The sequence below is a fragment of the Pontibacter sp. LHS1 genome (assembly GCF_058932855.1).
Genome location: NZ_JBZYWF010000022.1, coordinates 1 through 20,228 on the forward strand (window position 1 = coordinate 1; position 20,228 = coordinate 20,228).

At 47.8% G+C, this 20,228-nt stretch carries 14 protein-coding genes and 1 tRNA gene; 5 read left to right on the forward strand and 10 right to left on the reverse strand.

The genetic code is table 11. The features are described 5' to 3' along the window. Nucleotides 1-304: 304 nt before the first annotated feature. From AC5FXQ_RS21495 to AC5FXQ_RS21510, 4 genes are read right to left on the reverse strand one after another with little or no spacing between them, the layout of a single operon-like run. Nucleotides 305-1,588, reverse strand: a complete 1,284-nt coding sequence (locus AC5FXQ_RS21495; RefSeq protein ID WP_493604470.1) for an adenylosuccinate synthase — start codon at nt 1,586-1,588, stop codon at nt 305-307. Nucleotides 1,589-1,595: 7 nt separating this feature from the next. Beyond that, nucleotides 1,596-1,946 carry an STAS domain-containing protein gene (locus tag AC5FXQ_RS21500; protein WP_493604471.1) on the reverse strand — a complete coding sequence of 117 codons (351 nt, stop codon included), beginning with the start codon at nt 1,944-1,946 and terminating at the stop codon, nt 1,596-1,598. Next, nucleotides 1,918-2,418 carry a Fur family transcriptional regulator gene (locus tag AC5FXQ_RS21505; RefSeq protein ID WP_007659421.1) on the reverse strand — a complete coding sequence of 167 codons (501 nt, stop codon included), beginning with the start codon at nt 2,416-2,418 and terminating at the stop codon, nt 1,918-1,920. Before AC5FXQ_RS21505 ends, AC5FXQ_RS21500 begins: the two co-directional genes overlap by 29 nt. A 35-nt stretch (nt 2,419-2,453) precedes the next feature. After that, entirely contained in the window at nt 2,454-4,649 is a 2,196-nt protein-coding gene (locus tag AC5FXQ_RS21510; RefSeq protein ID WP_493604472.1) for a RelA/SpoT family protein, read from the reverse strand. 297 nt (nt 4,650-4,946) lie between these two features. On the opposite strand from AC5FXQ_RS21510, the gene AC5FXQ_RS21515 reads away from it, so the two are divergent. The 3 genes from AC5FXQ_RS21515 (at nt 4,947) to AC5FXQ_RS21525 (ending at nt 7,214) form a co-directional block, all read left to right on the forward strand. Beyond that, a tRNA-Leu gene (locus AC5FXQ_RS21515) sits at nt 4,947-5,028 on the forward strand. 76 nt (nt 5,029-5,104) lie between these two features. Continuing rightward, entirely contained in the window at nt 5,105-6,427 is a 1,323-nt protein-coding gene (gene tig / locus AC5FXQ_RS21520) for a trigger factor (protein WP_493604473.1), read from the forward strand. Nucleotides 6,428-6,515: 88 nt separating this feature from the next. After that, nucleotides 6,516-7,214, forward strand: coding sequence for a ClpP family protease (locus AC5FXQ_RS21525; RefSeq protein WP_493604481.1), 699 nt, complete (start codon nt 6,516-6,518; stop codon nt 7,212-7,214). A gap of 77 nt (nt 7,215-7,291) precedes the next feature. Here AC5FXQ_RS21525 and AC5FXQ_RS21530 read toward each other — a convergent pair whose 3' ends face one another. Then, on the reverse strand, nt 7,292-12,721 hold the full coding sequence (locus AC5FXQ_RS21530) for a PKD domain-containing protein (protein ID WP_493604474.1): 5,430 nt from the start codon (nt 12,719-12,721) through the stop codon (nt 7,292-7,294). A gap of 460 nt (nt 12,722-13,181) precedes the next feature. On the opposite strand from AC5FXQ_RS21530, the gene clpX reads away from it, so the two are divergent. Continuing rightward, nucleotides 13,182-14,405 carry an ATP-dependent Clp protease ATP-binding subunit ClpX gene (gene clpX, locus AC5FXQ_RS21535; RefSeq protein WP_493604475.1) on the forward strand — a complete coding sequence of 408 codons (1,224 nt, stop codon included), beginning with the start codon at nt 13,182-13,184 and terminating at the stop codon, nt 14,403-14,405. Between the two features lie 92 nt (nt 14,406-14,497). Here clpX and lpxB read toward each other — a convergent pair whose 3' ends face one another. From lpxB to AC5FXQ_RS21555, 4 genes are all read right to left on the reverse strand, one after another. Beyond that, nucleotides 14,498-15,616, reverse strand: coding sequence for a lipid-A-disaccharide synthase (gene lpxB, locus AC5FXQ_RS21540; RefSeq protein WP_493604476.1), 1,119 nt, complete (start codon nt 15,614-15,616; stop codon nt 14,498-14,500). 84 nt (nt 15,617-15,700) lie between these two features. After that, nucleotides 15,701-16,117, reverse strand: a complete 417-nt coding sequence (locus AC5FXQ_RS21545) for a 6-pyruvoyl trahydropterin synthase family protein (RefSeq protein WP_076670122.1) — start codon at nt 16,115-16,117, stop codon at nt 15,701-15,703. Continuing rightward, complete coding sequence (locus AC5FXQ_RS21550) at nt 16,118-17,125, reverse strand: FecCD family ABC transporter permease (RefSeq protein ID WP_493604477.1); 1,008 nt, start codon at nt 17,123-17,125, stop codon at nt 16,118-16,120. After that, nucleotides 17,122-18,018, reverse strand: a complete 897-nt coding sequence (locus tag AC5FXQ_RS21555) for an ABC transporter substrate-binding protein (RefSeq protein ID WP_493604478.1) — start codon at nt 18,016-18,018, stop codon at nt 17,122-17,124. The genes AC5FXQ_RS21550 and AC5FXQ_RS21555 overlap by 4 nt, the downstream gene beginning before the upstream one ends. A 109-nt stretch (nt 18,019-18,127) precedes the next feature. Between AC5FXQ_RS21555 and rfaD the strand changes: the two genes are divergently transcribed. Next, nucleotides 18,128-19,093, forward strand: coding sequence for an ADP-glyceromanno-heptose 6-epimerase (gene rfaD / locus AC5FXQ_RS21560; RefSeq protein WP_493604479.1), 966 nt, complete (start codon nt 18,128-18,130; stop codon nt 19,091-19,093). Between the two features lie 84 nt (nt 19,094-19,177). Here the strand turns inward: rfaD and AC5FXQ_RS21565 are convergent. Further along, nucleotides 19,178-20,228, reverse strand: a 1,051-nt coding sequence (locus AC5FXQ_RS21565; RefSeq protein WP_493604480.1) for a hypothetical protein, incomplete at its 5' end; no start/stop codon positions are given.

Here is a 20,228-nt window from a genome sequence, read left to right on the forward strand (position 1 = left end):
CATCTCCTGAATGCTTTTTTATGCCTGCTATGTGAAGGGGCTGCGTGTGCATTTGCCCGTGGCTATCTCCACAATTCCCGGCTTTTCGACCGGCGGCTTTTGATTAACATCTTTCCATGTTTCAGAAGTTCCCGGACTACTCAGATTTTTTATCACCCTTTCTTCCGTAGACTTCTATGTCAGATGTATGTGTTTAACCATTGGCAGCTTTTCGAAGTTCCTTGCTCATGTATTTTTTTCTTAAAACCAAAGAGGGCTTCATTCTTGTTGAATGAAGCCCTCTTATTTATACTTGCCTGTTTTATTATACGTTGGTCTTTTCTCTTCTCAGGGTGCTCTTCCTATCAGGCCCCACTGATGCGATTGTAATAGGCACTCCCAGGTGCTGCTCCAGGAAAGTCATATAATCGTTGAATGCTTCTGGAAGTGCTTCCACAGTATCAATCTGATTCAGGTCTACTTTCCAGCCTGGTAGTTCTTCATAGATTGGCTCGATGCTCTCGGTATCTAGTGAGTGTGGTAACTGGTCGGTTATTTCTCCAGATGCCAATTTATAATGCGTACACACTTTTATGGTTTCGAACTCTGTCAGCACATCAGCTTTCATCATGTTCAGTTGAGTAACCCCATTCAGCATGATTGAATACTTCAAACTTGGCAGATCTACCCAACCACAGCGACGCGGACGTCCTGTTGTAGAGCCAAACTCATTACCTGCTTTTCTGATTTGATCACCTACTTCATCGAGCAACTCTGTAGGGAATGGCCCGCTACCTACCCGGGTGCAGTATGCTTTAAATATGCCGTATACCTCTCCTATATATCGTGGGGCTACACCCAGTCCTGTACAGGCACCAGCCACCAAGGTAGTAGAAGATGTAACAAATGGATAGGTGCCAAAGTCAACATCCAGCAATGAACCCTGAGCTCCTTCTGCCAGTACACGCTTGCCATTTTTCAATGCGTCGTTGATCATATACTCGCTATCCACCAGCTTAAGTGTACGGAGATAGTCCACTGCTTCAAAGAATGCCTGCTCCTGCTCTCCAAGTTCTAAAGTCTGTCCATAGAACTCCACTGTCTTACGATGACGATCCACCAGCTTATTATAACGATCCTGAAAATCCTCAGCCAGTATATCGCCTATGCGTAAACCTACTCTTCCGATTTTATCCTGGTAAGTAGGTCCTATACCTTTTAGTGTAGAACCGATCTTACCTTTGCCCAGTGCTTCTTCTGAAACTCGGTCGAGCACTTTATGTGATGGCAGGATGAGCGAGGCTTTTTTAGAAATGAACAGGTTCTGGGTTGCATCTACGCCTCTATCCTGTAGTTTCTGCATCTCAATGCGGAAGACGATCGGGTCGAGCACAACACCATTGCCAATGATATTCTGAATATGTGAGTGGAAAATTCCAGAAGGGATCTGGTGAAGCACGTGCTTGGTGCCTTCGAATTCGAGTGTGTGTCCTGCATTAGGGCCTCCCTGGAAACGGGCCACAATGTCATAGGTAGGAGCCAGTACGTCGACGATTTTGCCTTTGCCTTCGTCGCCCCACTGCAGTCCTATAAGTATGTCAACTGCCATTTATGAGTTAGTAAATTGATTCCTTTAAGAATTGCGCTGCGAAGTTATCATTTTCTGCAATGGTAAAAATGGCATTGAGCTTCGTAACGATCAAAAGTTTGCGAATATGGTCGGACGGTTTGATCAAAACAAGCTCCCCTCCCCTGTTGCGGAACTTTGTAAGAAGCGAAACCAGCACCCCCATCCCGCTACTGTCCATGAAACGAACATTAGAGAGATCTACAGCGCACAACAATACTTTATTTTCCACTTGCTCCTCAGCAACGGACATCAGTCTCTGGGTGTCAGGCCCTGCAACTAGGTCGCCTTCCAGTCTGATGAACAGGACATCATCCTTTAGTTCTGTCTGATACTTCATGCTGTTGTTCGGTTGCTTTTTTGGCGCGGCAATCGCCGCACACCCCATAAAGATTAAGGGAATGGTGCAAGATATGAAAATTTAGAAGGTCCCCCACCATGGTCTGTATATTATGGATACGAGGATCGCAAAACTCCACCACTTTATGACACTCGGTGCAGATTACGTGGTCGTGCTGTCGGTAGCCGTACGATTTTTCGTACTGCGCCAGGTTGCGGCCAAACTGGTGCTTGCTTACCAGGTCGTTCTCTACTAATAAGTCGAGGGTGTTATACACGGTGGCCCTGCTTACGCGGTAGTTCTTATTTTTCATGCTGATGTAGAGCGACTCCACATCAAAGTGTCCTGAACGGGAGTAAATCTCTTCCAGGATGGCATAGCGCTCCGGTGTTTTGCGAAGCCCCTTGCTCTCCAGGTACGCCGTGAAAATTTTCTTTACTTCTTCTATTCTATTCTGCTGGTCTACTGCCATGTCTTTTCTCTCTTATATATAATAGGTGTGAAGACTTAGTCGAATCGCTCGACTGTCAGCACGCCTGTCACCTTACCCATGCGCTGAATCAGTTTGTCCAAGTGGCCGGTATCATTTACAAAAACCATAATATTCCCCTCAAAGATTCCATCATGCGAATCGATTGTGATCGAGCGCATATTTACCCGAAGACTGTTCGAGATGATACGAGTCAAATCATTGACCAGGCCAACACGGTCTGTACCCTTGATTCGTATACCTGCCAGGAAAGCCAGTTCTTTCTGATCGGTCCATTTGGCTTTAATGATACGATTGCCATAGTTGGACATCAGTTCTATACCTTTCTTGCAGTTAGTGCGGTGTATTTCAATGCCGTCTTCTTCTGACTCAAAGCCAAACACCTCGTCACCAGGTATCGGGTTGCAACACGCTGCCACCTTATAATTCATGTTCGAGGTGTTCTCCCCTATCACAAGCATATCGGACGTAACACCTCGTATCTTCTGCACTTCCCGGTCAAAAGACTTGGGCTCGAGCATGGAGGCGCCCCGTTCTGCCTGAGCTGAGAAGATAACTTCTTTGATATTCTTGATATCTATATGACCTGTCGCAATGCGGTAATGCAGATCCTGTACGGATGGTATGTTGAAGAAAGCCAGCAACTTGTTCAGATTGCCTTGCGTTTCGGGCACCTTCAGGTAAGCCAGGCGCCGCTCCAGCATCATCTTGCCCTGCTCTGACTTGTTTTTACGCTCTTCACGCAGGTACTCCTTAATGCGCGACCGGGCTTTGGACGTTACCACATAGTCCAGCCACTCTTCATTCGGCTTTTGCTTCTGTGAGGTCAGGATCTCTACCTGGTCACCGTTGCGCAGCCTGAAGCTGAGCGGCACCAGCTTCTGGTTTACTTTCGCTCCAAGGCAGTGCAGGCCGATCTGAGAATGTATCTCGAATGCGAAGTCGAGTGCAGTAGCCCGGTCCGGCAGTATAAGCAGTTCACCTTTTGGAGTAAAGACAAACACCTCCTCCACGAAAAGGTTTTTGCGGAACTCATCCATGAATTCGAGTGCGTTCGCTGTGTTGTTCTCCAGCATATCGCGCACCTTGTTTATCCACAGTTCCAGGCCCGATTCGCCTCCGCTTCCATCGCTCTTATATTTCCAGTGTGCCGCATAACCACGCTCGGCAATCTCGTCCATACGCTTGGTGCGTATCTGCACCTCTACCCACTGACCAGACTTGCTCATGACAGTGGTGTGCAGTGACTCGTAGCCGTTGGCCTTTGGGGTATTCACCCAGTCACGCAGGCGATCGGGGTTAGGCTGATAGAAGTCTGTTATAATAGAGTATACCTGCCAGCAGGCTGCCTTCTCGTGCTCCAGCGGCACATCCAGCGTAATGCGTATGGCAAACAGGTCATAAATCTCCTCAAAAGTGATGTTCTGCTTCTTGATCTTCTTTAATATAGAGTAGATCGACTTAGGTCTGCCTTTGATGTTAAACTTAAACCCATGGCGGCGCAATTCTTCTTCTATAGGCGCAATGAAGTCCTTGATAAACTTACCCCGGGCACTGCGCGTCTGCCGTATCTTGGTTGAAATGTCCTTATAGGTTTCGGTATCGGTATACTTCAGGTATAGGTCTTCCAGTTCAGACTTGATGGCATAAAGTCCCAGGCGGTGTGCCAGTGGCGCATACAGGTACATGGTTTCCGAAGCGATCTTGAGCTGCTTGTGGCGCGGCATGCTGTCGAGCGTACGCATGTTGTGCAGTCGGTCGGCCAGTTTGATCAGGATCACCCGAACGTCATCTGACAGCGTCAGCAGCATCTTGCGGAAGTTCTCGGCCTGCTGCGAAGTACCATAGTCAAACACACCGGATATCTTGGTCAGTCCTTCGATGATGCGCGCCACACTTGGCCCAAACTCACGCTCAACTTCCTCCACCTCCATATCGGTATCCTCTACTACATCGTGCAGCAGAGCCGCTACAATAGAAGTAGTGCCAAGCCCGATCTCCTCCACAGCGATCTGTGCCACAGCCAACGGATGCAGAATGTAAGGCTCCCCTGATTTGCGGCGCATATCTTTGTGAGCCTCAACAGAGGTATTGAATGCCTTCTTGATGATCTTGGCGTCGTTGTCCTTCAGGAAAGGCTTGGCGTGCCGAAGTAATCTGCGGTAGTGTCTAAGGATCTCTTTGCGTTCTGCTTCTGGATCGATCATGTTCATGCTAAAGCTAGAAAGTATTGGGTGCGCAAGCCAGCTGGGCTTGCCGCCATACTTATGCTACTGTTTATAAGTATAAGTGAGGCAGTGGCGTTTTAAGTTTCAAATATACATGAATATCCGCTTTCATACACACTGCCCTAAACGAATCGTGCAATTTACTGACGCTGAACCACTAAGCGCTTCCACGCCGTGCTGACCGAGAAAAAGCAGAAAAAATATTCGCTTTTTTTGAACCGGACTCTTGCATTTAAAAATAGCGTTCGTAAATTTGCACCATCATTACAAACAAGCACACATGCGGATGTGGCGAAATTGGTAGACGCACTAGACTTAGGATCTAGCGCTGCGAGGCATGGGGGTTCGAGTCCCTCCATCCGCACACAAACGAAACCCTCAACAGCCCATGTTGGGGGTTTGTTTTTACTAGATGTATCATCAATAAATTTTTGTAAGCCTTGAATATTACATTAAATCAAACCGACGGCACTAACGCGCAACTGAAGGTAGTCCTGGAAGAGGCAGACTATGCTCCACAGGTTGAGCAGCAAGTAAAAGAATTCAGCAAGAAAGCCCAGATCAAAGGCTTCAGACCTGGTAAAGTGCCGGCCGGCCTTATCAAGAAGATGTATGGCAAGAGCATACTGGTTGAGGCGATCAACAAACTTCTTCAGGAGGAGATCTCTAAGTATATCAAGGATAATGATGTAAAACTGCTGGGTGAGCCGCTTCCGGAGCCAAGCCAGGATAACATCGACTGGGACAACCAGAAGGATTTTGAATTTACGTACGCAGTTGGTCTGCTGCCAGACTTCAACCTTCCGCTTGATAAAAGCGTAGAGGGTTACACTGTAGAGCTGGACCAGACTACGGTGGACGAGGCTTATGAAAACCTGAAGCGTCAGTTCGGCAAAACAACAAACCCGGAAACTTCTGAAGAAGGTGACTTTATCTATGGTGACCTGAAGCAAGTAGAAGGTGAATTTGAGTCTAAGACGCTTATCCCTACAAACCGTGTAGTAGAAGGCAAAGATCAGTTCATGGGCGTTAAAGCCGGTGACACGATCCGTTTCGATATCCGTAAGGCATTTGGTGACGACAACAGCGCACTGGCCCATGTAACTGGCCTGAGCAAAGAAGTAGTAGCTGACCTGAACGGTGAGTTCGAATTCACAGTAGAGAAGATCAACCGCACTGAAGCTGCTGAACTGAACCAGGAGCTGTTTGACAAGCTGTTCGGTAAGGACGAAGTGAAGACGGAAGAAGAGTTCGACGCGAAGATACGTGAGACGATCAAGGAGAACTACGACCGTGAGGCAGACAACCTGCTGTACCGCAACATCATCGATACATTGGTAGATAACGTAGAAGTAGAACTTCCTACAGAGTTCTTCAAGCGTTGGCTGCAAGTGACTAACGAAGGACGCCTGACTACGGAGCAGATCGAAGAGAACTTCGACAAGTACCTGAAGGAGCTGAAGTGGTCGATGATCAAAAACAAAGTAGTAGAGCAGAACGAGCTGAAAGTAACCAACGAAGAGGTGGTGAACAGCACGAAAGAGAAGATGTTGGCTCAGTTCAACATGCCAGAGGTACCGGAAGAACTGGTGGAGAGCATGAACAACTATGCTAACCAGTATCTACAGCAGGACAATGGCCGTAACTACATCAATGAGTACGAGCAACTGCTGGCCGAGAAGGTGCTCGCTAAACTTAAAGAAGAGATGACAGTTGTAGAGAAGACCATCTCTACAGAGGACTTCAAGAACATGTCGTTGTAAGAACGAATTATAATATTTAACTTAAAAAGTCCTTTATTATTTAAAGGACTTTTTTATTTTTGACCAAACCGTAAATCTAAACAAGATGATGTTTAACAAAGACGAGTTCCGGAAATTTGCCGTAAAGGGCCAGGGCATGAGCGGCCTGGGCGTAGATCAATATATTAGCCATGTAGAAGGCAGAGCCATGCATACCATTGAGAGTATGACCCGTTCTGTAATTGAGGAACGTCCCACGAACTTCCGTGAGATCGACGTGTTCTCGCGTCTGATCATGGACCGTATCATCTTCCTGGGTACGCAGGTTGACGATTTTATCGCCAACATCATTACAGCACAGCTGTTGTTCCTGGAGTCAGCTGATGCTAAGAAAGACATCCTGCTGTATATCAACAGCCCTGGTGGTTCTGTATATGCCGGCCTTGGCATCTATGATACGATGCAATATGTAAACCCGGATGTAGCGACAATCTGTACAGGTCTGGCTGCCTCGATGGGTGCTGTACTGCTGGCTGGCGGTGCTAAGAACAAGCGCTCTGCCCTACCACACTCCCGTATTATGATTCACCAGCCAATGGGTGGTGCACAGGGTCAGGCCTCCGATATCGAGATCACAGCGCGTGAGATCCTGAAGCTGAAAAAGGAACTGTATGAAATTCTAGCAGAGCACTCAGGCAAATCATATCAGGAGGTATACGACAACTCTGATCGCGATTACTGGATGAAAGCAGAGGAAGCAAAAGAATACGGTCTGATCGACGAGGTATTGCACCGTAAGAAAGACTAAGATCTTTTTAAAACGCACAAAAAGCGGGCTGCCCTTTTCAGGACAGCCCGCTTTTTTATTGAACGTATAGCTGTTACTTATCGATCGGCTACAAATTTCCGGATAGCGAAACTGCCGTCTTTTCTCTTGATCTTCAGGAAATAATGGCCTCTGCTTAGTTTACTTACATCAATCGTGCTTTTCTCGGCCCAATCCATGCTATTCAACTCCAGCACCAACCTGCCCAGCGCATCATGCACGGCAAGTCCGCTGATTTTTGGTAGCAAGGCGGCAGGCAGTTCCAGGTATAGCACATCCCGCGTTGGGTTCGGATAGGTCTTCACAAGTCTGCTCTCCTCATCCTCCACCAATCCTGTTGGGAAGTTCACATCCAGCTTCACTGTATCGATGTGACACTCCGCCTGGGCTACCAGAGTAACCTTAAACTGCCCGGTGGAACGATACTGGTGTTGCGGCGTTCGCTCCTTGCTTGTGGCACCATCCCCAAACATCCAGAAATACTCAACAGCCTCGTGTATTGCCACAGGTTTGAAGCTGACCAGAAGAGAGTTGCTGTCCTCTATGATATATGTAAAGTCAGCTGAGGCCTTAACCTTGCATACCTCGACAGCCCTTGTTATGCTTACTGCGCCACAGGCATCCGTAATAGTCAGCCTAACCTGAAAATCGCCCCCTTTCGCATAGGTATGGGTGGGTGTCATTTCTGAACTGATACGCCCATCGCCAAAATCCCAGGTATAGGTAAGCGAAGTGTTTATGAGCTCTGGGGTAAAGGTTACCTGATCCTTGTTAATCAGGGTGGTAAAACTAGCGGTTGGGTTGCCGCATACAATGTCAACCGTGGTGGTGCGGGTCTCAGTGCCACATGGGTGCGCAAGATGGAGCGTGACAGTATACCTGCCTGTAACAGCATAGGTATGCGACGGTGTTTTTTGCGTTGATTCTTTTCCATCACCGAAAGACCACTTCACGATGTTGTTTGCGGGTATATCCGGTGCGCTGAATTGTACTTGCTGCCTGTTTACCACTGCCTGTATATTTCCCGCCAAGGTCGGGCAGTTTAGGTTGATGGTCTTATAATAGATGTTCTCGTAACAGGCGCTTCGGATCGTCAGCTTCACATAATAGGACTGCACCGCTGCGAAAGTATGCGTCGGATTAAAATCCGTGCTCTTGCCGCCATCCCCGAACTCCCAGAGCACACTCTCCACATGCTGCGGGTTGAGCAGGCTAAAGGCCACCGACTTGCCCGTTGTCATGTGCCCTATACCTGCTGTAGGGATAGTGGCCATGTTGCAAGGCACGTTAATTTTCTGGGTGATGACTTTTTCGGTACACTGGTTCCAGATTCTCAGTGACACAGTATACTCGCCGTTTTCCGGGAAATTGAAAAAGGCATCTTGGGTTGTTTGTTTTACGCCGCCAAAATCCCACTCATAGCTATAGTTGTTTCCACTTTCAACTTTCGGGGAAAAGAACCTATACTCTTTGGGGTATAATGTACTGGACACCACGCTAAACTTATCCGGCATGCTCAGAGGCTCATCTACCTGCACACGAACAGCCCTCGTAATGGTGCAGCCATCGGTGGTCTGGATGGTGGCATAGTAAGTGGTCGTGGAGGTTGGTGTGGCCATGGGGCTTAGGCTGGCCGGCTTATCGAGTCCCTGCGTCGGGTACCAGCTTACTTCCTTGATCCCTGTCCCTCCCAATTCGAGGTGCACCGTCGCTCCTTTGCAAACGACTTTTTGTATGGCAGGCACAGTAACTGTAGTAGAATTTCCGCATCCGCCATTCAGGGAGAGTATTCTTAATTGATGCGTATTGTTCAGGCTATACGTGAACTCCAGGTCACTGTTCACTTTTTCAGCTAAAATGCCAGACATCAGATAGACCTCACCACATAGGCCAACAGACATGTTGAAAGGTATCTCGCTATTCTTCTGCCCTGTGGTCTGGTTCACGCTGAGCAGTTTGCCCTCTTTGGAGAGCACTATCAGACCAGTGTTGACTCCATTGTCAGCTGTAACTTTCCCATACACGTCAGCCTCCCCTAGCCCGATCATGGCCTGGTTATTTATTCGGGCATAGGTATAGAGCTTACCGCTCGTCGCATCGTAATGCAAGCTGTTGATATACGCGTCGTGCGAAGCTATTGCCCAAAGGTTATTGCCGTTCCAATCATAAGCAGCAGTCAGGGAGCCGTTTTTAACACCTTTATGGGTGACGCCGCCCACTACCACATCCCCTGCCGTTTCGTAATGCAGACCTGTATCAGTTAATTCCCGGATATCCCAACTATACCCTACCACTATACCCTCAGGCATGATGGCGTAAGGCGTAGTAAAATCCCATTGCGAGCTAGAGAACCAGGCTTTCTCTATTTCTTCGTGAAAGAACGTGTTAAAGGCTTTCTCGACTTTGCCCGTCCCCAAGTCCATAATTGCCACGTAGCCCTGCACCCCGCCATTTGGGTACTTATCCAGCAAGGCTTGATCTGCCGGCATCAGATAGTCCGCCACATAGAATGGCTCTCCTTTAACAACAGTCCTGCTGCCAATAAGATAGGCTTTGTTGTTATCTCCTATTTTTATTTTAGGGCTAGAGTAATGCCTCCAATTCGGAAAGTACCATGACGGCGTCGCGTAGTTCATATCATGTGCTATACCTTTGTCGTGCAGTACTGTTATGCCTTTGTTCTCTCCGCTCTTGTTAGTTTTTAGCATATAGGTGGGAGCCACATAGGAGTAATTGTATTTCGGCATCCCATGCTCTCCACCATAGATATATTCTCTGCTCGTTCCATCCGGAAAATCTATTCTGACTCCGCTGTGTGATTTGAAAATGGCATAGATATTCTGGTTTTGGTCAATTGCCATATCTGTAAGCATGTGCATCCCCGGACCATTTCTAAAGTAGTTGCCATCATTCAAAATACCCCACAGCGTATTACCCTCTTTATCAAACTTCACAATAAAGGTTAGCGATAGGGAATGCGCATAACTTTTAAAAAATTGCGTGCCCAACTCGAATCGTTCCGTATTACAGTAACCACCAACATAGACATTTCCCTCATCATCTGTAACGATGGCTGAGCCTAGCGAAATGCCATGGTAACCTCCGTTTTTGTGGTTAATCGTCCAAATCTCTTTACCCGAGCCATCATACTTACTCAGGAAGAAGCGTCCGTTCTGACTTCCGGTGGTATACACAAAGCCAGCCTTGTCTATATGACTTGCCACAATACGGTCATTGCCTCCCACAGAAAGGTGGCGATCCATATTCTTCTCGTTCAATGATATATCCGTCTCAGTACAAACGTTAAGCTCGGCGGTAGCAGCAGCATTACCGACTACAATGTTATACTTTGCTCTGGCAGTGCACACACCATCTTTCTCGATAAAAAGCTCCACTGTCTTCACTCCTGATGTGGCAAAGGCAATAGGCGGCAATTGCGCAGTATGGTACTCCGTTTTCTGCTCTCCGTCGATTACAATCCATTTGAACCGGTCTGCTACGGAAAGATTATTCATGCGGAGTGGCTCATTGATAAGCAATCGTTCATTTGCCACTTCTACTTTGTACTGTATGCTGCTAACCGTCATTTTGGCCTTGTCGTGAAGCACTTTGGCGTAGTAGTCGCTACAGTCGCTGTTCCAGACATACACTGGTATTTCGAGCACATTTCCCTCTGGAATCTCACCGTTTCTTAGCATGGAACCGTAAAAGGGTGTTTCCAGAATCAGGTCGCCACCATTCCCCTCTGCGGAATTGGCTATGCCCCCCTGGTAGCCGTACCTCACGGCGTAAGTGAAACCCACTTGAGAGTTTTTAATCCTTACGGAAAACATCTCCTGAGAATCAGGGCAGACAATTGCTTCTACCTCCTCCACTTCCAGTGTCAGATCGGCAAAGGGGGCAACGTTAAACGTGATGTTCTCCTGCTGGGTATAGGTTTCGCAGCTTGTCGTCAGGATAGACTTGATGGTAAAGGTGGTCGTCTTATCGAGCATAATTTGCTTGAATCGCAGCTCCCCTAACTTGTCTTCAATGATATCGATCAACTGTTCTCCCTCCCATAGTTCATATCTGGATTTGTAGTCGTAGTAATGGGTACTGCCGCTGTAAATGGTCAGTCGCAGCGGAGTTTCCTGGCAATAGAGAAGATTGGGATCGTAATAGGCTAGCCTGAAAGGCTGGAACTGGGCCGGGCCTTCCACATAAAAGGACTTAGTGGCGAAATCGGTGAGGCCGTTGTGCTCAGACACCAGCTTTATCTCATGGTTTCTACCCCCTGTTAACGCTGTGGTGAGGTGGTAGCTGTTTGCCACCAATTCATCATTCACATACCACTTGTAGGTATAGTGCTGCGGCCCCTGGTTTTCGAAAGTATAGTTGGCATTGGCACAGTAGACAGGAGCCTTGGGCTTTGTAAAACGGGCCAATGGTCGGGTAACTTCGTTCAACTGGTCTGCTTTGTACATCAGTCCATAGTCGCCCACCATCATGGCTTTTTTATTCTGGAAAGAGTGCACCTTTTGGAGCGTCCCGCCTGGTGTGAATGTTAAGCGCTCCCAGTAGTTGCCGCCGTCTTTCGTTTTCCAAACCTCACGCCTGCCCACCGCGTAGCCATGCTGATTGTCCGCAAAGTGGAGATCGACAATCTCGCTGAACCCACTACTTTCGTAGGACAGGTCGGGCTGCATAACAGGTGCCCAGGTCAGACCTCCATCGTTGGTTTTATAAATAGGTACACGCTGCAATGTTGAAGACTGTGGCACATACACGGCGGCTATACCTTGCTGGCTATCGAAGAAGTGGATATCATGAAAGGTAAAACGCTGGTTTTCCTCCGAAATAAGCTCCTGCCAGGTGCGCCCGCCGTCCTGTGTGCGGTACAAGCTTGACCCGGCAACGAAACCGTCTGTTTCGCTTCGAAAGAAAACACTGTTGAAATAGCTATCCTCAGCTTTACTAGCAGCCAATGGCACCCGCACATCCGCCCAGGTCTCACCGGCGTCGGTGGTTTTGAGCACGGTGCCTTTTGTACCCACTATATACCCTACCCGTTGGTTTACGAAAGTGATGTCCCTGAACGTATAATCGATTCTATCGCCCAACGAGGGACCGCTGTAGACGATTTTCCAGTTAATGCCCCCATCCACAGTCTTGAGCACCATGCCGTAATTCAACAAGCTCCAACCTGCAGAAAAACCCACTTTATCGTCGACAAAGTGAATCTGATGGTTCTGCATTAACTCAATGTGCAGCGAATCGGTGGTATAGGCCTGTAGTCGGAACCGCTTCCACGTTGTTCCTCCATCCTGTGTTCTGTACACGCCGGCACTCGCTCCGATAAATGCCTTTTGCTCGTCTATCAGCTGTACAGATTGTATGCCGCTTCTTGTCGGGGGATTTTGGAATAGCGTCCACTGCGCCAACACCTGCACTGGCTGGCAATAAAGGAGTATCGCCCACAGGAGTAGGCGCAAAAGTTTGCAATTCATAGATAAAGCCAAGATAACAAACAGCTTAGAAGACTATAAATATAGCGGATTACTGTATATATTGACACCTATATTTATTTAATTCAACTTTACTTAAGCAGTATTTCTATGCTCTTGTTGCGCTCATAAGTGGTTAATTTAGCAATGACTTAGAAGCTTCTTCAAAATGCTTCGTTATAGTAAGAATAGATTGTACAAAATAGCTATACCTTTACCTATGCGGAATCTCGGCGAATAATTTATCAACACTCCATTGTTGATACACCAGCCGCCCAAATAATTGATTATCAAATATTTAATTCAAAATAAATTAATAGAAATTTTTTAATTTATGGTTACTTTTTATAACCATATCAACATTTTAGCGATTAATATACTAGCTTAGTAAGATTTCAATTTTGTACCTTTGCTTTTGAATTACACCCGCGAGGGCCAAAAAATCTTCTGAACAAACTTTTTTATGGCTGAAATTACCTGCTCATTTTGTGGCAAGAACAAAAAAGACGTATCTGTGATGATATCCGGAATCAACGCGCACATTTGCGACCGTTGCATCGGACAAGCACAGCAAATCCTGAATGAGGAGAATAAGATACGCGCCAACAGCCGCACGCCGAAGTTTAACCTGATGAAACCGAAACAGATGAAGGAGTACCTTGATCAGTTTGTGGTTGGCCAGGACGAGGCAAAAAAGGTAATGTCAGTAGCGGTGTACAACCACTACAAGCGTTTGATGCAGCGTACCAACGAAGATGATGTAGTGATCGAGAAATCAAACATCATTATGGTAGGTGAAACCGGTACAGGCAAAACATACCTGGCCCGCATGATGGCTGGTATTCTGCAGGTGCCTTTCTGTATTGCCGATGCTACTGTACTGACAGAGGCAGGTTATGTAGGCGAAGACGTCGAGAGTATTCTGACGCGCCTGCTGCAGGCTGCCGACTATAATGTGGAAGCAGCTGAACGTGGTATCGTATACATTGACGAGATTGACAAGATTGCCCGCAAGAGCGATAACCCATCTATTACCCGCGACGTGAGCGGCGAGGGTGTACAGCAGGCGCTGCTGAAACTGCTGGAAGGTACGGTAGTGAACGTACCACCACAAGGCGGCCGCAAGCACCCGGAACAAAAGATGATCACGGTAAACACGGAGAACATTCTCTTTATTTGTGGTGGCGCCTTTGTAGGTATAGACCGTCTGATCAAAAACCGCTTAAACACGCGTCCGATTGGTTTCTCCAAGTCAAAGCAAGATGAATCAGAGGAGAAAGAGAACTTCCTGCGTTACCTGACTGCCCAGGACCTGAAAAACTTCGGACTTATACCTGAACTGATCGGTCGTCTGCCAGTGCTGACGCACCTGAACCCACTCGATAAGGATACACTTCGTCTGATCCTGCTGGAGCCTAAGAACTCTATCGTGAAGCAGTACAAGCGTCTGTTTGAGATGGAGAACATTAGCCTCAGCTTTGACGACGATGCGCTGGACTACATTGTAGAGAAAGCTGCTGAGTATAAACTTGGTGCTCGTGGCTTGCGCTCCATCTGCGAGGGCATTATGACGGATGCTATGTTTGAACTGCCATCTGAGGAAGGTGCCAAAGAACTGGTGATCACCGGCGAATATGCCCGCGATAAATTTGACAAATCCCCCTTGAAGCAGCTACGCGTTGCCTAAGGTATTTAAGATAAAAAAGAGAAGGCCTCAGCTGCAAACAGCTGAGGCCTTCTCTTTTTTAGGTATAGCACAACTCTTAGCAGAGGTACCTATTATACTTTCTCTTTCAGGTATCCCACCATCAGCTCTGCGGCACGCTCGGCTGTACGGTACTCCCCTATTCTTTTCTTCACAAGCGCATAGCCTTCTTTCTGCTTCTGCATCGCATACTTGTCAAACAGGATACTCTTTAGCTCGGCCACGATCTTTTTAGCAGTAAAGTCCTCCTGAATCAGCTCTGTTACGATTGGCTTATCAGCAATCAGGTTAACGAGCGAGATATACGGCACTTTGATCACACGCTTGCCAATGGCATAAGAGATGGTGCTGGTTTTGTAGCACACAACCTGCGGCACGTCAAACAAGGCAGTTTCGAGCGTGGCTGTACCTGACGTTACAAGGGCAGCTTTGGCATGCGCTAGCAGGTCGTAGGTCTGATCGTAAACGATCTTGATGTTCGGATCTTTGTTGTACTGCTCGTAGTACTCTTTTGAGAAGTTCGATACACCAGCCACGATAAACTGATAATCACGGAACGAAGGGAGCACACTCAGCATCACCTCCAGCATATTCTCAATTTCCTGTTTACGACTGCCAGGCAGTAGCGCAATGATAGGTTTGTTGTTTTGAATGTGGTTCCGGACTCTGAAATCAGGCGCCACCACATGGTCATTCACTGAGTCTGCTACCGGGTTGCCGATATAGTCTACTTTATAATCAAATCGGCCGTAGAACTCCTCCTCAAACGGCATGATCACGAACATGCGATCTACGAGGCGCTTGATCTTGTGCACACGGCCCTGGTTCCAGGCCCAGATTTTTGGGGAGATATAATAGAAAACTTTCAGGCCGTGCTCTTTTGCAAACTTGGCAATCCGCATATTGAAGCCGGCATAATCTACCAGGATGATCACATCCGGTTTAAAGGCTGTGATATCCTCTTTGCACTCACGCAGAAAGCCCAGTATTTTAAAAAAGTTGGCGGCAGCCTCCGCAAAGCCCATAAAGGCCATCTCCTGGTAATGCTTCACCAGGTGCATGCCGGCCTCCTGCATCATATCGCCTCCCCAACCTCTTATGTCAGCCTCCGGGTCTTGTTTCCGGAGTTGTTTGATGAGGTTAGATGCGTGCAGATCGCCTGAGCGTTCGCCGGCTATAATGTAATATTTCATCTAATGTGTATGCGTTTGGGGCTGCCTGACAAGGCAGAAACGAAGAAAGCAACGGAACAGGTATAGCCAAAAGGCTATGATTGCTTATTCGCCAAAATACTCCACGTAGTTACGTGGGGTTTCATATAATTTGAGGCTATGTAGCCTGGCCTGGGAAATTTCGGCGATTTTAGGCTCCAGAATTTTCCAGAATTCCACCACCAGGTTCTCTGTGCTGGCCAGCTTGTCTTCCATGAAGGCCACATCGAGGTTGAGGTTCTTATGATCTACTTTCTCGATGATGTTCTTGCGGATAAGTGTGCTCAGCTTTTTGAGGTCAATTACGAAACCGGTGTCAGGGTCCGGCTTTCCTTTTACGGTCACGATCAGCTCATAATTGTGCCCATGCCAGTTGGTATTCGCACATGGCCCGAAAACCTCCTTATTCTTCGCCAACGACCAGTTCGGGTTGTGCAGCTTGTGGGCTGCGTTAAAATGCTCTAATCTGCTTACGTAAATCATTTAACTGCTAAACTTATAATTCTTTTGGGACAGCAAATATACGAAGAAAGGAACACCAAAGAACGATGTAATAATTCCAATTGGCAACCCGGCCGGCGGATATAAAATACGGGACAGCAGATCGCACAGGAGCATGAACAAACCACCCACGAACGCACAGAAAAGCAGGTTACTCCTGCCGGTCGCTCCCATCAGCCCACGGGTAACGTGCGGAATGATCAGTCCCACGAAGCCAATAGGCCCTGACGTAGCCACCGCAAATCCTGTCACGATGGAAACAGTAGCCAGAATGGCCCAACGGGTTTGTGCCACATTCACACCCAAAGCCTGCGCCCTGTCGGCACCGAGCAATAAGATGTTGAGCTGCTTCTGCAGGAAGGCAAAGAGCAAAAGCGCGACCAGCAAAGCCGTGGCTGGGTATGGCAACAGCGACCAACTTGCCCGCTCAAAACTACCCATTGACCAGAATATCACGGACTTGAGTTTTCCTTCTGAATCAGACAGAAATGTGAGCAGACCTACTATAGCAGTAACCAGCGAACTGATGGCTATACCTGCTAACAACAACTGCGCAGGTATAAGCTGGCGCTTTCGGTAGCCGAGTATCACAACAACCAGCGTTACCACAAAGGCTCCGATCAGCGCAAACACTGGCGGCATGTAAAAACCTCCGATAGACACTTCAATAAATCCGAAGAACACGATCACAGCACCTAAAGATGCTCCGGAGGCCGTGCCCAACAGGTATGGATCAGCCAGACCGTTATTGACCATGGCCTGCATCAGGTAACCGCAAAAGGCCAGCGAAGCCCCTACCACCAACGCCAGCAACAGCCTGGGGAGCCGAAGATGTGTGATGGCGAAATGGGTCGTATTATTAGGATCGTAATAGAAAACAGCTTCCCAAATAGTAGCCAGGTCCACTTCGAAAGTACCTACCTGAAGCCCAAGCACCAGCGTCACCAGGATCAGCAGGATTGCCCCTACAAAGTATAAGGAGTTGCTCATGGGTACAGGAAACCTTCAAGTTCACGGATCGACTCTACTACCCGTGGGCTTGGTCGCTCGATCAGGTTGCCGGTAGGCGCATAGATGCGCTTGTTCTGGTAAGCGGCTATTTTGCGCAACTCCGGGTATAGACTGAAAAACTCACGCTCCAGTCGCTCTACACTTCCACCCAGCAGCACGTCCGGGTTCAGCTTGAGGATGTACTCGCGGGTAAGTGCCGGGTAGGGCTGGTCGAAAACCTCCTGCACAGCATTTTGGGCACCCAATATACGCAACTGGTCTGTCAGGATGGTATTCTGGCCATACACGTAGATGGGGTCGCTCCAGGTAATGGTCAGCACCCGCTGCTGCTGTGCCTGACCGCTATACCTGCGCTCTATCTTCTGCACCTGCAGTCGCAGCGAGTCGGCCAAATGGTTTGCCTGCTGCTCACGGCCCATGATGCGGCCGATGTCCTCTATACCTTTCAGGATGTCCTCTACACTGCGATACTTCTGGTAATAAACAGGTATACCTAACTCTTCGAGCCGGGCCGCCATATCCAGCGGCGTTATACCTTCCACTGTAAAGATCAGGTCAGGCTTCAGGGCAAGTACCTGCTCCAGATCAACGGGGTAATTGTTCACTACAGGCTTGCTGTATACCTCCGTCGGGTAGTCGCACTGGGGAGTACGTCCGACAATAGAAGCTGTGTCGCAAACGGCAAACAGCATTTCAGTCATGGAAGAGGCGAAGGCCATCACCCGCTCAGGCTGCCGCTTTAATCTGATTTCACGCCCCAGGTCGTCCTGCAGCACCAGCTCCTCCCCCGCCTGCTCTTCTTTTCCGGAGCTGCAGGCACAGCAAAAGATCAGCAGGCATACTGCCAAAAACTTGTTCAGGTATGGATACAAGGTATAGATCGGTTTCTGATTGAAGGAGCGACGGGGCGATGTGCGCTTCGGCTCCGTTTATTTTCGTAAATTTAACGCAATATTACTTTACAGCCTATAAAACTGAATTATGATCGTTGTAACTGGTGCTGCCGGCTTTATTGCAAGTTGCCTTGTGAGCAGGCTCAACGCAGCTAATTTTAATGATATCGTGGTGGTAGACAATTTCTCTGTCGCCAAAAAAGAAGGAAACCTGAAAGGTAAAAAGATAAAGGAGTATGTAGACCGTGACGGTTTCTTTGAGTGGCTGGACGAGAACTACGAAGAAGTAGAGTTCATTTTCCACCTAGGTGCCCGCACCGACACCACGGAGTTCAACAAGGATGTATTCGACCTGCTCAACCTCAACTACTCCAAGCAGGTATGGAACGCCTGCTGCGAATACCAGATTCCGCTGGTATACGCTTCGTCAGCGGCTACCTATGGCTCTGGCACATTAGGTTATGACGATGAAGAGGCTACTATCCCTTTGCTAAAGCCGCTCAATCCATACGGCGACTCCAAGAACGACTTTGATAAGTGGGCGCTGGAGCAAACGGCTAAGCCTTTCTTCTGGGCAGGTCTTAAGTTCTTCAATGTATACGGTCCGAACGAGTACCACAAAGGCCGTATGGCCTCGGTAATATTCCATGCCTATAACCAGATCAAGGAAAAAGGCAGTATGAAGCTTTTCCGCTCCCACCACCCAGACTTTGCCGACGGTGAGCAGATGCGTGACTTCGTGTATGTGAAGGATGTAGTGGAGGTATGCATGTTCCTGATGCAGCACCGCAAAAATTCCGGCATCTATAACCTGGGCTCTGGCAAGGCCCGCACTTTTATGGCACTGGCCCTCAACACATTCGATGCCATGGGTATAGAACCTAACATCGACTTTATGGACACGCCGGAAAACTTGCGCGACAACTACCAATATTTCACAGAAGCTAATATGAACAAGCTACGCTCTATTGGCTATGATCGTGCGTTCCATACCTTAGAAGAAGGTGTGAAGGATTATGTGCAGAACTACCTGATGGAGGGAAAATATTATTAATACTGCGCTATAAACTAGCAGATAAAGCAAGGCCCCGCTTATGGATTCATAGGCGGGGCCTTGCATTTAGCCTGACTCTAGCTGTTATTTCATTTCTTCCTCTTTATAAGTCAGCAAATGTTCTGCTTCTTTACTGAACAAACCAGACTGTGTGCCGATGTATACCTTGCTACCTACTTTAGCGATAGATGTGATAAGGTGGCCTTCCAGACCGGTATTATCTAGCTCTCTTATAAGCAGTTTGTCTATTCCTAACTCAATTGTGAAGATCTGACTGTAGTAACTGGCTAACAAGATGTCATCGCTGATGGCATAGTATGAAAGCCTGCCCGGTGCATCAGTTAGCTGCGCATCCAATGACCAAGTCTGGTCAGATATAGATCGCATTAAACTGACTGTTTGCTTTTCCCAATTACTGACTATGCTATAGATATTGCCCTTATGCTCAAAAGAGGTGACCCCTACTTCTTTTGGCATTTGATAATTAATCTCACCGTCTTCTGTGATTTTATAGAAGCCCCAATCCGTTCCCACATAAAAGTTGTTGCCGTGCGATCGCATATGCAGCACTTTTCCTCCTACTTCGGCTGGCGTCAGAACGAGCGTCTCTTCAAGCACAATTCTGTCATCACCGAAATAATTCGTCTCAACTGCTAATTTCACTAAAAGATACCGCAGGCCGTGTCTTCCAGTATCTTCATTGAGGTAGGTATAAGGAACCAATGCTACATGATTCTCTGAAATGGCAAAGCTTTCGTTCAACTTCATCGCCGCCAGACTAAACCCCCTAAACTGCGGATCAAGTTTGGCTACATCTAATGCAAGGTATGCCCCGCTATGCAAAGGATTATTTACGCCTCTGAGATGCAGGTAATTTCCATCTGTACCGCCAAATATTCTGGAGCTTATTGGGTGCTTGTGGTGCGACACATTTTTGAAATAATGCGGGTAATGTATTACTTTCTCACGGCCCCCTTCCATCGAAATGGTTGATAAGAAGTCCATCCCCAGTACCTGAAGTTTGTCAGTCGCACTATAGAGGTTAGCGATGTACCGATTGTAATGCAGAAACTGATCATGCACCTTCCAGGCAACCACGGGATCTGCCTCGATCTCTTCAATATCTTTTTTGCAG

Bases quoted from the DNA above. Each gene is read 5' to 3' on its own strand.
- AC5FXQ_RS21495 (WP_493604470.1), bottom strand. From the start codon at position 1,588: ATGGCAGTTGACATACTTATAGGACTGCAGTGGGGCGACGAAGGCAAA.
- AC5FXQ_RS21500 (WP_493604471.1), bottom strand. From the start codon at position 1,946: ATGAAGTATCAGACAGAACTAAAGGATGATGTCCTGTTCATCAGACTG.
- AC5FXQ_RS21505 (WP_007659421.1), bottom strand. From the start codon at position 2,418: ATGGCAGTAGACCAGCAGAATAGAATAGAAGAAGTAAAGAAAATTTTC.
- AC5FXQ_RS21510 (WP_493604472.1), bottom strand. From the start codon at position 4,649: ATGAACATGATCGATCCAGAAGCAGAACGCAAAGAGATCCTTAGACAC.
- AC5FXQ_RS21525 (WP_493604481.1), top strand. From the start codon at position 6,516: ATGTTTAACAAAGACGAGTTCCGGAAATTTGCCGTAAAGGGCCAGGGC.
- AC5FXQ_RS21530 (WP_493604474.1), bottom strand. From the start codon at position 12,721: ATGAATTGCAAACTTTTGCGCCTACTCCTGTGGGCGATACTCCTTTAT.
- clpX (WP_493604475.1), top strand. From the start codon at position 13,182: ATGGCTGAAATTACCTGCTCATTTTGTGGCAAGAACAAAAAAGACGTA.
- lpxB (WP_493604476.1), bottom strand. From the start codon at position 15,616: ATGAAATATTACATTATAGCCGGCGAACGCTCAGGCGATCTGCACGCA.
- AC5FXQ_RS21545 (WP_076670122.1), bottom strand. From the start codon at position 16,117: ATGATTTACGTAAGCAGATTAGAGCATTTTAACGCAGCCCACAAGCTG.
- AC5FXQ_RS21550 (WP_493604477.1), bottom strand. From the start codon at position 17,125: ATGAGCAACTCCTTATACTTTGTAGGGGCAATCCTGCTGATCCTGGTG.
- rfaD (WP_493604479.1), top strand. From the start codon at position 18,128: ATGATCGTTGTAACTGGTGCTGCCGGCTTTATTGCAAGTTGCCTTGTG.